This window comes from Micromonospora sp. NPDC002575, assembly GCF_042889525.1.
GTDB lineage: Bacteria > Actinomycetota > Actinomycetes > Mycobacteriales > Micromonosporaceae > Micromonospora > Micromonospora carbonacea.
Window position 1 is genome coordinate 31,263 of the sequence record NZ_JBIARA010000006.1, and the last position, 14,879, is coordinate 46,141.

12 protein-coding genes are annotated in these 14,879 nt (G+C 71.0%); 8 read left to right on the forward strand and 4 right to left on the reverse strand.

Annotated features, from left to right (window positions below; genetic code table 11):
* Positions 1-3: 3 nt before the first annotated feature.
* Entirely contained in the window at positions 4-1,059 is a 1,056-nt protein-coding gene (locus ACFYWL_RS11480) for a hypothetical protein (protein WP_386970668.1), read from the reverse strand.
* 49 nt (positions 1,060-1,108) lie between these two features.
* Positions 1,109-1,411 (reverse strand): hypothetical protein, encoded by a 303-nt coding sequence (locus ACFYWL_RS11485; RefSeq protein WP_386970670.1) that lies wholly within the window; start codon positions 1,409-1,411, stop codon positions 1,109-1,111.
* A 367-nt stretch (positions 1,412-1,778) separates the two neighbouring features.
* On the opposite strand from ACFYWL_RS11485, the gene ACFYWL_RS11490 reads away from it, so the two are divergent.
* Positions 1,779-1,997: a winged helix-turn-helix domain-containing protein gene (locus tag ACFYWL_RS11490; RefSeq protein WP_386970672.1), complete on the forward strand. Its 219-nt coding sequence runs from the start codon at positions 1,779-1,781 to the stop codon at positions 1,995-1,997.
* Positions 1,998-2,869: 872 nt separating this feature from the next.
* On the opposite strand, the gene ACFYWL_RS11495 is transcribed toward ACFYWL_RS11490, so the two are convergent.
* Complete coding sequence (locus ACFYWL_RS11495) at positions 2,870-5,011, reverse strand: class I SAM-dependent DNA methyltransferase (RefSeq protein WP_386970675.1); 2,142 nt, start codon at positions 5,009-5,011, stop codon at positions 2,870-2,872.
* Between the two features lie 337 nt (positions 5,012-5,348).
* Here ACFYWL_RS11495 and ACFYWL_RS11500 point away from each other — a divergent pair, with 337 nt between their 5' ends.
* The gene (locus ACFYWL_RS11500) at positions 5,349-6,056 is read left to right on the forward strand and encodes a hypothetical protein (RefSeq protein ID WP_386970677.1); all 708 of its coding nucleotides are present in this window, start codon (positions 5,349-5,351) and stop codon (positions 6,054-6,056) included.
* Here ACFYWL_RS11500 and ACFYWL_RS11505 read toward each other — a convergent pair.
* Positions 5,995-7,293, reverse strand: a complete 1,299-nt coding sequence (locus ACFYWL_RS11505; protein ID WP_386970680.1) for a protein kinase — start codon at positions 7,291-7,293, stop codon at positions 5,995-5,997. The genes ACFYWL_RS11500 and ACFYWL_RS11505 overlap by 62 nt on opposite strands.
* Positions 7,294-7,614: 321 nt before the next feature.
* On the opposite strand from ACFYWL_RS11505, the gene ACFYWL_RS11510 reads away from it, so the two are divergent.
* The 6 genes from ACFYWL_RS11510 to cas6e all read left to right on the forward strand — a co-directional run bounded on the left by ACFYWL_RS11510 (position 7,615) and on the right by cas6e (position 14,645).
* A complete protein-coding gene (locus ACFYWL_RS11510; RefSeq protein ID WP_386970682.1) occupies positions 7,615-9,660 on the forward strand; it encodes a UvrD-helicase domain-containing protein in 2,046 nt (681 codons plus the stop codon).
* 126 nt (positions 9,661-9,786) lie between these two features.
* On the forward strand, positions 9,787-11,466 hold the full coding sequence (casA, locus tag ACFYWL_RS11515) for a type I-E CRISPR-associated protein Cse1/CasA (RefSeq protein WP_386970685.1): 1,680 nt from the start codon (positions 9,787-9,789) through the stop codon (positions 11,464-11,466).
* Complete coding sequence (gene casB / locus ACFYWL_RS11520; protein ID WP_386970688.1) at positions 11,463-12,149, forward strand: type I-E CRISPR-associated protein Cse2/CasB; 687 nt, start codon at positions 11,463-11,465, stop codon at positions 12,147-12,149. The genes casA and casB overlap by 4 nt, the downstream gene beginning before the upstream one ends.
* Positions 12,146-13,270 (forward strand): type I-E CRISPR-associated protein Cas7/Cse4/CasC, encoded by a 1,125-nt coding sequence (gene cas7e / locus ACFYWL_RS11525; RefSeq protein WP_386970691.1) that lies wholly within the window; start codon positions 12,146-12,148, stop codon positions 13,268-13,270. Before casB ends, cas7e begins: the two co-directional genes overlap by 4 nt.
* Positions 13,267-13,968: a type I-E CRISPR-associated protein Cas5/CasD gene (gene cas5e, locus ACFYWL_RS11530; protein ID WP_386970694.1), complete on the forward strand. Its 702-nt coding sequence runs from the start codon at positions 13,267-13,269 to the stop codon at positions 13,966-13,968. The genes cas7e and cas5e overlap by 4 nt, the downstream gene beginning before the upstream one ends.
* Positions 13,969-13,970: 2 nt before the next feature.
* Positions 13,971-14,645 carry a type I-E CRISPR-associated protein Cas6/Cse3/CasE gene (gene cas6e, locus ACFYWL_RS11535; protein WP_386970696.1) on the forward strand — a complete coding sequence of 225 codons (675 nt, stop codon included), beginning with the start codon at positions 13,971-13,973 and terminating at the stop codon, positions 14,643-14,645.
* Positions 14,646-14,879 lie beyond the last annotated feature (234 nt).

Sequence of the window (14,879 nt, forward strand, 5' to 3'; positions counted from 1 at the left end):
TTCTCACCGCCGCTCGCGGCGCAGCCGCAGGAACGCGCCGCCGACCAGGGCCAGCGCGATGACGCTGATCACGACGTCGCTGACCAGGGCAGCCACCGGCGACGCCCGCGCGTAGCTCGGCACGGCGTAGGCGAAACTGGCGGCGGAGAGCAGACCGGCGGACCAGGCGGCCAGGACGTGCCGCTGATCCCACCCCGCCCGCCGCGACCACCCGACCACCAGCGCCACGACGCCTGCGGTGAGCACCGTGCGTACCCCGATCCCCGCCCAGCCGGGCACCAGGCCGGCGGTGGCATGGCCGGCGTACACCAGGATGCCGACCCACAGCGGAGCCGGCGCCGCCCGCCGGCCCGGAGCGGGCGCGGGCCGGTCGCGCCGCCAGCGCGGCAGCAGCGCGGCGGCGACGAGCGCCAGCACCACCAGCACCGCGAAGACGAGCTGGGCCGGGGCGAGCACGAACCCCTTCCGGCCGTCCTCGCTGTCGGTGAAGATCAGCAGGCTGCCGGCCAGGAAGAGCGCGCCGACCACCAGCAGGCCGGGCCACCGCAGCCAGGGCCGGTGCCGACGGTACGGGGAGACGAACGACTCCACGATCGCGATCGGCGCGCAGACACTCAGCGCGACATGGTTGCCGACGTAGTCGAACGCCTGGCCGACGCTGAACCCGAGCACCGGCACCCGGGTCTGCGCGGCGGCGGTGTCGAAGTCCGCGAACTCCGTGTCGTCGAGGAAGCCGGTGTTGAACAGCGACTGGTCGACCAGCCCGGCCTGCGCCACCCCGAACGCGGCGGCCAGCAGCACGATCGCCGGCCAACCGCCGCCGATGCGCCGGGCCGCCTCCCGGACCAGCAGGGCGGCCCCGCCGTACAGCGGGCTCAGGAAGATCAGGACCAGCGGATAGTCGGTGACGACGAAGCCGCCCCAGGAGCACTCGGCGGCCCACGGGGCGAGCACGAACAGGGCGAGCACCGGCGCGAGCCGCCGCCAGCGGCCCGGCGTCGGTGGTGGCTCGCCTCCCTCGGCAGGCGCGGCGATCCGTGCTTCCCCGTGACCAGTCATCCGTTGACTGTCCAGGCTCGACGGTCGCCGGGCAACCGCCGTAGGTCTACTACGCCCCCGGTGGCCACCGCTCGCGCCGCTCGTAGCCCCGCTGGTTGCGGCGGGTCGCGCACGGCGCGAGGTGGTCGCTGGGCAGGCCGCACCGCGCGCCGCCGGCCAGTCGCCGGTCACAGAACACCCGATGATGTACGCGCTGCTCGTCCTTGGTCGACACGGTCACTTCCCCGACGTCGACGCATCGAGTGAGCTGGGCCAGGACCCGCGCCGCCGCGCCTGCGAGGATCCGGGCGCGGAGCAGGTCCGGCACGACGATCGGCACGTGCACGACCCACCGGCTGTTGGGACCCCTCATCGGCTTTGGGTCGGGGTCTTCGACATTCCAGTGCCCTTCGGTTGGTTGAGGATGGACCTGCCGGCGCAGTCCCACTCGGCGTGCGGCGGCAGGGGTGCAACTGGGGCCGGGGCGGCCGGGCCGGGGGAATGGCCCGGCCGCCCCGGAACGGGGGGAGTGGTGCTGACGTGACGGGCCACCACCACGGCAAGTGCCAACCGACCGCAGGCACCGCGTCACTGAAAGCGACCGTACGGACCTTAGGGGCAATGTCAATAGTAGTTGCAGTGTCCTCACCTATGTCAGCACTGCCAAATGGCCTAGGTGTTTTGCCTGTCTCAGGGGATGGATCGATACTGGCGGGGCCAACCGACTGCAAGGGGTGCTCGTGCCTATCCCGCCCACCATGAACGAGCTGCTGGAGGATCTCGTCAGGCGCATCGACGAGGGGGAGTGGGCTCCTGGCGCCCAGTTGCCGGCAGGTCATGTGCTGGCAGATGAGTACGACGTGTCGCTGTCGACCATCAACAGAGCTTGGGCGGCCCTGCGGAAACGGGGCATTCTGGTTGGTCGCCCAGGCCGGGGAGTCTTCGTCGCTGAGGGCTAGGCAAGGGCTGCGAGAAAAGGCCCCTATGTGCAGGGGCCTCTGAACTGCCGGCGGTGGCGGAATGAAAGGGCTTGGGATCACCCTCGCGTGCGCGGGGAGCAGGGCCGGTTTCGCGAGTCTGCTCCTCGGGCCCTTGAAGGGCGGGAGATGTAGGCCGAAGATCGTGCTCGATCCGGAGAGCAAAGTAGGGGCGTGGTGGGTGGGTCAGCCTGCTGGGTGACGAGAGCGGGACTCCTAATAGATCTCTAACATTTCGGGATCAACCCGCGCGGGCAGGCGGTGGCACGGTCCGCCCGGCCCCGGGGCGCGGATCACCCCTCCGCGCGCAGAGAGCAGTCGGCCACAGTGCGCGAAACTCGCGGTGCCGGGAAACCTCGCGTGGTGCGGGGAGCAGGGGCCCGCCAGAGCCCTAGCCGCCTGCGCTGGCCGATCATGCCGGACGTGCGCGGGGAGTAGGCGGCCGGCATGTGTGTCTCGATTTCCGCGGAGGGATCGCCCCCGCCTGCGCGGGGAGCAGACCGCCGCGATCGGCAGCCCGCTTCCGAGCGACGGATCACCCCAGCGTGCGCGGGGAGCAGATCGCCGGGGTCCCCGACACCCTCCGGACACTGGGATCACCCCCGCCTGCGCGGGGAGCAGTGCGTCACGTTGGCGTGGGACGCCGCGACCAGCGGATCACCCCCGCTTGTGTGGGGAGCAGACTTCCTGACCTGCTGTGCTAAAGATCAACTCCTTTACTTTCCTTCACTTTGCCTTTATAAGATCATTTCCGTTCGAGGTATGCCGGTCGGTCGCAGTCGGTTCAGCGTACCGATGGGATCTTTTTGGACGCCGGTCCGAAGGGGCATTGGATGCCACGGGCTCCGTCGGCCTCAGGCGGGGCGAGCCGATGACGGCGATGCGATGCCGAGGGTGCCTACAACGAGGTTGTCGCCGACTTCGCGGGCCAGGGCCGCGCCGGCTGCCGCCGCCTGCTCAAGGGTGTTGCGAAACTCGGCCAACTGGCGGAAGGCCTGGCCGTACGCCTGCTGCTGGTGCAGTGGCAGCACCGGAATGGTGAGTCGCCGTACGTCGATGCGCAGCGCGCCGTTCGCGGTGCTGGATGCACGGCCGGCGACGCGCAGGTTGTCCGTGCGGGAGATGACCCCGGCGACGAACCACGGATCGAAGCGGGTCGTGTCGACGCGCAGCAACTGGATGCCTGGCCCGATCTCGGCGCCGACCTGGTCCGCAGTGGCGACGCGAGCGCTGATGGTGTGGCCGATCGCGGGGATGAGAACGTCACCGGGGAGCACCTCGGGCCCGGATCCGTCGGCCGCGGTGCGGGCTGTCGAGCCGGTCGCGGGGCCGCCGGACAGGACGTCGGCGACGGTCAACACGGCGGTGCTGGCGGCGGCAGCGGTCGATCGGCTGCGGGAGACGGCCCGGTGGACGGTGATGCTGCCGGACCGGATCAGGTCGGCGATATCGGCCTGCGGTGCTTCGCGTAGCGGTGCTTCTGGTGCTTCCTGCACGGCGGGCAGCGTGCGCTTCAGCCTGTCGAGGAGCTTGCCGAAGTCGGCGATGCCGGCGAGGACCTGCGCCGGGCTGATGGCCAGTGCGTTGCCCTGTGGGAGGTGACGCTGCGGTGTCAGGTCGACCTGGTCGTCGAGCAGGTCGATGACCGGCAGGGCGCGGTGGACGCCGGGCAGCTCCGTGTACTGGTCGGACCGGTAGGAATCCCATGCGGAGCCGACGATCTCGTTGGGCGGTCGGTCTGCCGAGGCGGTCGTGGCGTCGACCATCAGCAGCTCCCCGGCGTGCGGCCGGTGCGGGTCGGGCTGGGCCAGGACCCAGATGTGCAGGCCAATGCCGGCCGGCGGCATCATGCCGGCGGGGAGGGCGACGACCGCCCGCAATGCACCGTGTCGGATCAGCTCCGCGCGGACCCGGCGGCCGGCCGGCCGCGACGCGGCAGCCGGGGGCATCAGCACCACGGCGGTGCCCGAGGGGGAGAGATGTGCCATGGCGTGCTGCACCCAGGCCAGCTCGGGCTCGGTGCGCGGAGGCAGGCCGTAGGTCCAGCGGGGGTCGTAGGCGAGGCGGTCGTGGCCCCAGTCGTGGACGCCGAAGGGGAAGTTGGCCACGACGACCTCGGCCCGCAGATCGGGCAGGCCGTCGGCGAGCAGGCTGTCTCCGATGTGTACGACGGGTGGCTCCGCATCGTGCCTGGCCTGTCGGGCGCGTAGGTGCACGAACCACAGCCGCAGCAGGGTGATCATGGCGTACTGCGGGTTGATCTCCTGTGCGTAGCACCGGATGGCGGTGCCGTCGCGCAAAGCCCGGTCGGCGGCCATGCGCAGGATCGACCCGGTGCCGCTGGCGAAGTCGAAGACGTGGGCCCCGGAGCCGGCGAGGGTGAGCATCACGTCGGCGACGGCGTCCGGAGTGCCGGCCAGGCCGGAGAGCGAGTGGGCGGAGGTCACGTACCGGTGGTGCAGGTGCTCGAAGGCGGCCTCCGCGCCCTGCTCAGAGCCGAGCTCGTCGACCGTGTGCAGGAGCGTGGCGAGCTGCGGAGTCCACTGCCGCGGCAGCACGTCGTCGATCAGCGTCGCCAGGCCGGGGTCCAGGGTGCGGAGATGGTCGACGAGCTGCCCCGGAGTCGGCAGGTCGTTGCTGCCGGGTGCGGCCTGGTTGCTGCCCTGGCCGGCCCGGTCGGCGCGGACGAGCAGAAGTGCGCCGGCGATGCCGAGCACATCGCTGATCTGCGAGGCGGGCTGGTGGCTCTCGATGTGCCGCCAGGCCCAGTGCGCGGTGCCCGCCTGATGCAGGCGGCCGTGTCGGCGTAGCCAGTCCGTGATCTCTCCGGCGTCGAACGACGGGCTGGCCGGGGTGCCGCCCGCAGGCGCTGGGAAGTCGGCGTACCGGCGACGCCAGTTGCTGACCGCCGCCCTGCCGACGTTGGCCAGCCGAGCGATGTCGCTGGCGGTCAGGGTGGCCTCGCTGGAGGCGGCCGTGCTCCGCGCTTTCCTCACGCGTGAACGCTAGCATGGCGATCGGTCTTGTGTACTGCGTTCACAGGATCTATCTTCCTTGGTGATCCCCTGGATTGACGGCTTTGGAGGGCTCATGCCACGTCGTGGCCGAAGCACGACCATCGGAAAGTTCGCCAAGTTCCACCAGGATCGTCGGGTGTCCGAGATCCGGGTGCTCGGCGAGTTGCTGCGCCGCGAAGGGCACCACGACCCCGGCGCTGCCGGCCAGCCGCCGCCCGACGTACGGGAGGTTCCGGCAGCCCGCTGACCGGCCGGCGCCGCACGCAGGGCCGAACCCGCACCCGCACCGACAACCGAAGGAGGACCATGAACACCCTTGCTCGTACCGCCGCAGTCAACCGTCCTGTCGCCGTGCTTTCCACCGATCCCCTACGTCCGCCGAGGCGCGCAGCAGTATGGCTCCCGCGCCCCGGCCGGCATGGACTCCCAGGCGTACGCACGGGTGCGCCTTGACCCGGTCGTGGGTGCCGCCATCGCGGATGCCTACCTGGCGGCCCCGGTTCGGGACGAGCGGGCCCGCGTTGCGTACGCCGCGTTCTGCCGGGAGACGGTCCAGCAGTACGCCTTTCTGGTGGGCCGGGTCGAGTTCGGTGGCCTGGGGGTGACGGTGCGGATCGTCGACGCCGACCCCTACCCGGACGCCGTGTCGATGGTCGACGACGTGCGGCGGCGCCGGTTGAAGGTGTGGGCCAGCGCGGCCACCGGCAATCCGCACCCCTTCCTCACCGATGAGGAGAACGACATGTTCCGGGCCGTCCACGACGTGTTCGGGCACGCGGCGACCGGGCGTGGCTTCGACCGGCACGGCGAGGAGGCGGCCTGGTTGAAGCACAGCGCGATGTATTCGCGGTTGGCTGGGCGTGCCCTGGCGACCGAGACGCGTGGGCAGAACTGTGCCCGGGTCTACCACCACCCTGACGGTCGGTTTCCCGAGCAGAAGGCGGTCCTGCTGCCTCGGGCGTTCAGTGATCCGCGCCGGGCGTGGAAGGCGAGCGTGTGGAGGAGGCCATCCGCTGCCCGGTGAGGCCCGCGATCTCCTGCCGCAGGCCCAGCACCCCGGGATGGTCCGGGCCGTCGACCCGAACCCGGCCGTCCAGCAATGCCTGGAGCTGGCGCAACGCCCGGCTGCGCTCGCCGAGCGCCACGTGTGCCCGAGCAGCCCGCAGCCGCAGGCCGAAGACGACGGGATCGGCGTCGCCGTGCTGCTCGGCGTGCTGGTCGGCGAGCCGTCGCCACAGCCGCGCGGCGGCCCGGAACTCACCCGTGGAGTGCAGCCGATCCGCCTCCCTTGCGGTCAGCTCCAGGTCGAGTGCGGACTGGCCTGGGATGGTCGTCGTCGTGGGGCGGGGCTGCTGTGGGACCCGCCCCACGATGGCGGCATAGCTCTGCACCGCCTCGGCGGCGTCGGTGAGGACCCCGGGAAGCGACGGCCGGTCCAGGGAGAGCGGTGCCAGCACCGCGTAGACGTCGGCGACGGAGGCCGGCCGGTCCCGGGGGTCGATCGCCAGCAGCCTGTGCACCAGGTCGTCCAGCTCGGCGGGGGTTTCCGGCCGCAGCCGGGCGGGGCGTGGTGGGGGGCCGTCCAGTTGGTGCCGCACCGTCGTCATGGTGGTCACGCCGTCGAACGGTGGGCAGCCGGTGAGCAGGTCGAAGAGCGTGGCGCCCAGGCCGTACAGGTCCGTGCGATGGTCGGTGGGCTTCCCGAGGATCTGTTCGGGTGCCATGTAGCCCACCGTGCCCAGGCTCTGCCCGCTCTCGGTGATCCGCGAGTATCGGTCGTCGCCGTGTATTGCCGCCAGGCCGAAGTCCAGCACCTTCACCGCGCCGCTGGTGTCCAGCATGACGTTGCTCGGCTTGAGGTCGCGGTGCACCAGGCCGATCCGCCGCGCGGCGAGCAGGACGCCGCTGATCTGCGCGCCGATGGCGGCGACCCACCCGAAGGGCAGCGGACTCTGCTCGGCGACCAGGTCCGTGAGCGTGATCCCGTCGATCTTCTGGAGGACGACGTACGGCCGGCCAGCCTCGTGGCCGAGGTCGTAGACGGCCGGTACGCCAGGGTGGTCGAGGCGGGCGGTCAGCAGCGCCTCTCGCCGGAACCGGCGTACGGCCTCCGGGGCAGGGAGGGCGGCGCTGACGAACTTCACGACGACCTGGCGGTCGAGTTGGGTGTCCAGGGCTGGCCAGACCTCGCCCATTCCCTTGTGCGCCAAGGGGTTTCGGCCCAGTTCATACCGGTCCTTGAGGCGTTTGCCGGACAGCACGGGCCCAGCATAACCCCTGATCGGACCGGCCTCCGTCGATAGCCTCCTGCCCGATGGCAAGATACTGGTGAATGCTGATCACAGGATGAGACTTGCAAACCATGTTCACAAAGTGCTTCAATGTGCATCGGCGGGGACGGCTTCGCCTGTGCCGCCGTTCATGTTGCGGGAAAGAGTGCCGGCCGATCGTGTCTGGTTCGCGACAAATCTGACTCTCGCGCCCTGGTTCACGCCCAGGCGCCAGGCAAACAGGGGATTGGTATGGCTGAGTTGGCCATTTGCCGGGGCTTCCTGCCCGCCTTTGCCAGGCTGCAACGCCGCGTGCAGCACGCCGTTCTCGCGGCCATCAGCAGGTTCGCCGAGCACACCCACGCGGGCCTGCACCTGGAGAAGCTGACCGGAGCACGAGACCCCAACATCCGCACCATCCGGATCGACAAGTTCTATCGCGGCGTGGTGCTCGCCCTCGGCGAGGAGAAGTACGCGCTTCTCGACGTCCTGCCCCACGACGACGCCATCTCCTTCGCGGTGAGCCGCCGGTTCACGGTCAACCAGGTTCTCGGCGTGCTGGAGATGCGCGATCAGGACGGCATCGAGGAGTTCGCCCGCACCGAGCCGGCACACCCCCCGAGCGTCGGCGTGTTCGACCACGTCACGACCGCCGACTTCGTGCGCCTCGGCGTCGAGGCGGACCTGGTGCCGCTGCTGCGCGTCATCGCCACCGACAAACAGCTGGAGAGCCTCGCCGGCCGGCTGCCGGAGGCGCAGCTCGACATCCTGCTGGGCCTGGCCAGCGGGATGACCGTGGAAGAGGTCTGGGCGGAGCAGGCCGACCGGATCATCTCCGGCGTGGACACCGGCGACCTTCTGACCGCAGCGCGGCGTACGCCCGAGCGGATCGCCTTCGTCTCCGGCCCGGTGGAACTCGCCGCCATTCTCGCCCACCCGTTCGACGTATGGCGCACCTTCCTGCACCCGACCCAGCGCGACATTGCCTACCGCGAGACCTACAGCGGCCCCGCGCTGGTCACCGGCAGCGCCGGGACCGGAAAGACGGTGACGGGCCTGCACCGCGCGGTGTTCCTCGCCGAGCGGCTGCCGGAGGGCGAGAAGGTCCTGCTGACCACCTTCACCCGCGCGCTCGCCGACGCGCTCACCCGGCAGCTCCACCGGCTCACCACCGACCCGGTGGTGCGGGCACGCATCGACGTGGTCAGCGTCGACCGGCTGGCCTACGAGATCGTCGCCCGAGCCGGCAAGAGGGTCTCGGTCGCCGAGAGCGAGATCATCGACCAGCTCTGGCAGGTCACCGCGAAGTCCGGCCCCACCTTCGTGAACCGCGCCGGCCAGGTCACCACCTTCAGCCCCGCCTTCCTCCGGCACGAGTGGGAACAGGTCGTGCTGGCGCAGCGGCTGACCACTCTGGACGCCTATCGCGACGCACCCCGCAAGGGCCGCGGAGCGGGGCTGCGCGCGGCCCAACGCGCCCAGGTGTGGGCCGCAATCGACGCCTTCGTGCGGGAGCTGACGAAACGCCGCCTGCGCACCCACACCCAGCTCGCCGACGACGCGGCGGCGATCCTGCGCGATTCGCCGGCCCGATACCGGCACGTCGTCGTCGACGAAGGGCAGGACCTGCACCCGGCGCAGTGGCGGCTGCTGCGGGCGCTCGTCGCGCCCGGTCCGAACGACATGTTCCTGCTCGCCGATCCGTACCAGCGCATCTACGACAGCCACGTCTCGCTCGCGCAGCTCGGCATCGAGGTGCGCGGCCGGACGCGGAGGCTGACCATCAACTACCGCACCACCCACGAGATCCTGGAACTTTCGACCAGGGTCCTCAACGGCGACGCCGCCGTCGGATTGGACGGGCAGGACGACACGTTGCGTGGCTACCGTTCGATCACCCGGGGCGGCGTGCCCCAGATCGCGGTGGCCGACAGCCGCGACGGCGAGTGGGAGGCGCTGATCGAGCGGGTCGGCACCTGGCTGGAGCAGGGGGTGGAGCCGCACGCGATCGGCGTGGCCGTCCGCACCGGCCAGCTCGTCAAGGCGATCAGCAGGATCCTGGGCGAGGCCCACATCGACGTCGCCGACGACAGGAACGGCATCGACGGGGTGCACGTGGCGACCATGCACCGCATGAAAGGGCTGGAGTTCCAGTGCCTCGCGGTCGTCGGGCTCGACGCGGGCGTGCTTCCGGCGCCGAATGCGCTCACCTCCGCCGCCGAGGACCCGCACGCCCACCGGCAGGACCTGCAACGCGAACGGTGCCTCCTCTTCGTCGCCCTGACCCGCGCCCGGGACGTGCTCTACCTGTCGCACAGTGGCACGCCGAGTCCGCTGCTGCCGCTGGCGGGTCGGTGAGCGTCCGCGCCGCCGCCAGCGGCCCACAGCTGGGCGACGCGGCACGCCGCGTGGGCTCCTTCGATCTTCACTACGACCGGCACCGAGGTCTCCAGATGATCCGCCTTTCAGACGGTGGGGAGTGAGTTGACAAACATCGACCGAAGGCCGGGCTTCTCGCTGGTCGACGAGCCGTGGATCCCGGTGTTGGACGACACGGGTCGGTGCCGCGACGTATCGCTGCGCGGCCTCTTCGAGCACGCCGGCGAGGCGCGCATGATCGCCTGCGAACTGCCCACCCAAGCCTTCGCGATCCTGCGGCTCGCGCTGGCGATCCTGCACCGGGCCACCGGTGGTCCACCCGGTGAGGCAGCCTGGCGGGCGCTGTGGCGGCAGCGGCGGCTGCCGCTCCCGGATATCGCCGACTACCTCGACGCCTTCCGCGACCGCTTCGACCTGTTCCACCCGGAGCACCCGTTCTACCAGGTCGCCGGCCTGCGGGCGGCGAAAGCCAACACGTACGGGCTGGAGCGGCTCATCGCCGACGTGCCGAACGGCATGCCGTTCCTGACCACCCGCGCCGGGCCGGGCATGGCCTCGATCACCCCCGCCGAGGCGGCCCGCTGGCTGGTGCACTGCCAGGCGTACGACCCGTCCGGCATCAAGACCGGGGCGGTCGGCGATCCACGGATGAAGGGTGGCAAGGGCTATCCCATCGGCGTCGCGTCGCTCGGGGCCCTGGGCGGCGTCCATCTGGAGGGCTCGACCCTGCTGGAAACGTTGCTGCTCAACCTGGTGCCCGTCGCACCCGGCTGGCAGGCAGCCGACGAACGGGACCTGCCGGTCTGGGAGCGCGAGCCGCAGACCGCCGCCGAGGAGGCCGACTCCACCCGTGGCCCGTACGGTGTGCTCGGCCTCTACACCTGGCAGTCCCGCAGGATCCGGCTCTTCGGCGACGCCGACGGCGTCACCGGGGCGATGATCGCGAACGGCGACCAGATCGAGTGGCAGGACCGGCACCTGTTGGAGCCGATGAGTGTCTGGGGACGCAGCGCACCACGCGAGCAGAAACAGAAGCGCAGCCCGATCTATCTGCCCCGGCCGCACGACCACAGCCGGGCACTGTGGCGCGGGCTGCAAACCCTGCTGCCGGCACCACCGCCGTCCGTCGCCGAGGCGCCGCAGCGGCTCTCCCCGATGGTGGTGCAGTGGCTGGCTCGGCTGACCGTAGCCGGGGTTGTCCGGCCGGACTTCCAGACCCGGACGCGCGCCATCAGCGTCACCTACGGCACGCAACAGGCGGTCGTGGACGAAGTGTTCAGCGACGCGCTCACCATGAGCGTGCTGCTGCTGGTCGAGGACTCCCCGCTGCGCGCAGCGGCCGTCGACGCCACCGCCGACGCCGAGGCGGCGGTGAAGGTGCTGCGCCGGCTCGCCGACAACTTGGCCCGCGCCGCCGGCAACCGGGCCACCGACATCGGCGAGGCCGACCGGGCGGCCGAACGCGCGTACGCCCTGCTGGACCGCGCCTTTCGCGACTGGCTGGCCCGGCTCGGTCCGGACAGCGACCCGGCCGACGAGCGCGCGGCCTGGCAGCGGCTGGTGCGCAGGGCGATCCTCCGGCTCGGCCGCGAGCTGGTCGACGCGGCCGGGCCAGCGGCCTGGGTCGGCCGGGCCGGCACCGATCGCGCCGGCCGGGAGGTGCACTACTCCAGTTCACAGGCTGACGCCTGGTTCCGGTCGGGCCTGGCCAAGGCGCTGCCAATGGCGGCCGAGCGGGAACCGGAGAACGGGTCACCACACCAGAGGAAGGAGACCGCAGCATGACCATGCTCGACACCGAACCGCCGGCTCGGCTCGGCGGCGATGAGCCGCCCGGCGCAAGTCACAGGGCGTGGGGACGACATCGGAGTGGGCTCGGCGACCACGTCGCCCGGACGGTCGGCACCCTACAGGCGCGGGTGCTGGCCACCGTGCCCCAGCCCGAGGCGGTCAGCGCGCTGGCCCGGCTCCGGCGCGGTATCGGCCGGGCCCCGGGCTTCGACTTCACGCTGGAGCGCTACCTCCAGGTGCCCGATGAGCTGCTGGGCCGCCGGCCGGCAGACGACTCGGATGCGGCGGACACCGAGTACGCCGTGCACGACGCGGTGACCCTGTACGCGCTGCACCAGCAGTCGCGCCGGGAACGGATGCACCTGGACGGACGCGGATTGGGCCAGGCTCTGGCCGACCTCGTCCGCAAGACCGCCGGGCCGGAGGGCGTACGGCGACGCTTCGCCGCGCTCGGCACCGCCAGCAGCTATCACGAAAGCATCTACCACCTGCGCAGCCTCGTCACGATGCTGCGTGAGCACCAGATCCCACTCGACTACGGCCTGCTCGCCGACGACCTGCGGACCCTGCGTCTGCCGGATGGACCGGCAAAGGTCCAGGCCATCTGGGGCCGCGAGTTCTTCCGCAGCCGACCCAGCCCCGACGTCACCACCCATTCCGAGGAGGACCCTTCATGAGCCGTGCCATCATCGACGTCTACGCGTTGCAGACCGTGCCCCCGAGCAACCTCAACCGCGACGACACCGGCTCGCCGAAGACCGCCGTCTACGGCGGCGTCCGCCGCGCGCGGGTCTCCAGCCAGGCATGGAAGCGGGCGATCCGACTCGCCTTCGCGGGCCTGCTCGACCGGTCCCAGCTCGGCGAACGGACCAAGCGGGTGGGTGAGTCGCTCGCTGCCCGGATCAGGGCCCTCGACCCCGGCCTGACCGAGGAGGCGGCGTCCGCCCTCGCCGCCGAGGTCTTCGTCGCCGGTGGCCTGGCCAAGTTCGACAAGAAGAAGGGCGAGATGAAGGACGTCGAGTCCGGCTACCTGCTGTTCCTGAGCCACCGGCAACTGGACAATCTCGCCGCCGCCGCGTTGGACGCGTCGCGCGCCGGCAGCGCCCTCGACAAGGCCCGGTTCAAGGAACTGGTCAACACCGAACACTCGGTCGACATCGCGATGTTCGGCCGGATGGTGGCGGACATGGCGGACATCAACGTAGACGCCGCCTGCCAGGTGTCCCACGCCATCAGCGTGCACGCCGTCGACAACGAGTTCGACTACTTCACCGCGGTCGACGACCGCAAGGCCGACGCCGCCGAGACCGGTGCCGGCATGATCGGCACCGTCGAGTTCAACTCGTCCACGCTGTACCGGTACGCGACGGTCGACGTCGACGCGCTGCACCGGACCCTCGGCGACGCGGGCGCGACCCGGGCAGCCGTCGAGGCGTTCCTGACCGCGTTCGCCCGCAGCATGCCGACGGGCAAGCAGAACACCTTCGCCCACCGGACGCTGCCCGACGCCGTGCTGGTGCGGCTGCGCGACACCCAGCCGATCAACCTGGTCGGCGCCTTCGAGACGCCGATCGTCGAGACGCACGCCGCCGGGCGGGTCGAACTGGCCGCCGCCGCGCTGGCACGGCACACGGTTGCGGTCGAGAACGCCTACGGGGAACGGCCCGTCGGTAGCTGGGTCACCCAGGTCGGGGAGAAGACCGCCGTGCTGGCCGACCTCGGCAAGGCGGTCAGCTTCACCGAACTGGTCGCCGGGGTGGGGGAGCAGGTCGCCGTCGCGCTCGGACAGCCGGCGTGAGCGTCCTGCTGCTGAGGCTGGCCGGCCCCCTGCAATCCTGGGGATCGTCCAGCCGCTTTGCCCGCCGGGGCACCGAGATCGCCCCGACCAAGAGCGGGGTGATCGGCCTGCTGGCCGCAGCCAGGGGTGCGCGGCGTACCGAACCGCTCACCGACCTGCTCGGCCTGGAATTCGGGGTGCGGCTGGACCAGCCCGGCCGGATCCTGCGTGACTTCCAGACCGCCCGTAGCCTCGACGGCCGCCACAGCGCCCCGCTGACGTACCGCTTCTACCTCTCCGATGCGGTCTTCCTCGCCGCCGTCGGCGGCGAACGGGACCTGCTGGACGGCTTGGCCGAGGTGCTGGACCGGCCACGGTTTCCGCTCTACCTCGGTCGCCGGTCGTGCCCGCCGGTCGGTCCGATCAGCCTCGGCGTACACGATCTGACCCTCGACGACGCGTTGGCAACCTGGCCGTGGCTTGCGGCCGAGTGGTACCGCCGCCAGGCCGCCCGGGAGGTCCGGCTGGAGATCATCCGGGACGCCCGTCCGGGCGAGCACGCCACCGAAACAGTGCCCGACGAGCCGGTCAGCTTCGACCCCGCGCGCCGGGAGCACACCTGGCGGTCGGTGTCGCGCCGGCACGCCGACGTCACCAACGACCTCGCGGAGCGGGCCGGGGTCGCCGAGCACGACCCGCTGAGCCTGCTGGGAGGCTGAGCATGTTCCTGACCCGATTCCAGATCAACCCGGCTCGCCGGAACGCGCGCAAGCTGCTCTCCTCACCGCACGCCATGCACGCGGCGGTCCGAAGCGCCTTCGCCGCCGTCGAAGACTACGAGCGCGCCGACGCCCGTACGCTGTGGCGGCTCGACACCCTGGGCGCCGCGACCGTCCACCTCTACATCGCCAGTCCCGGCCGACCCGATCTCACCCATCTGGTCGAGCAGGCCGGCTGGCCCACCACCGAGACCTGGGTCACCCGGGAGTACGACGGATTGCTCAGCTCACTGCGCGTGGGCCAGGCATGGGCCTTCCGGCTGACCGCGAACCCCACACACAGCGGACGCAAGACCGCCGATGCCAAGGAGACGCAGCGCTTCGGCTACCTGCGCGAGCAGGAGCAGGTCGATTGGCTGGCCAGGCGGGCCGACCGGCACGGGTTCACCCTCGCAGCCCAGCAGGACGGGCGGCCCAACCTACGGCTGCACCGTCGCCAGACACAGTCCTTCAAGCGGGCCATGGGCACTGTCACCCTCACCACGGCGACGTTCGACGGCCTGCTCCAGATCACCGATGCGGAGATTTTCCGGCGGGCACTGACCGGCGGGATCGGGCATGCCAAGGCGTACGGGTGCGGTCTGCTGACCCTCGCGCCCGCGCAGCCGACCTCGTGAAGAAGATCCCGGGTGTGCCGCCGGCTGAGCTGGCGGAAGGAAACGGTGGTAGTTGATCTTTAGCGCCCCAGCTCAGGAAGTCTGCTCCCCGCGCACGCGGGGGTGATCCATCGGTGTCGATCAGGGTGACGCCGCCGGAATACTGCTCCCCGCGTACGCGGGGTGGTCCTCAGTACGTCATCCGGGAGCTCAGAGCCGCCTGGTCATTCCACGCCCGGCGTCGGGTGCGTAGTC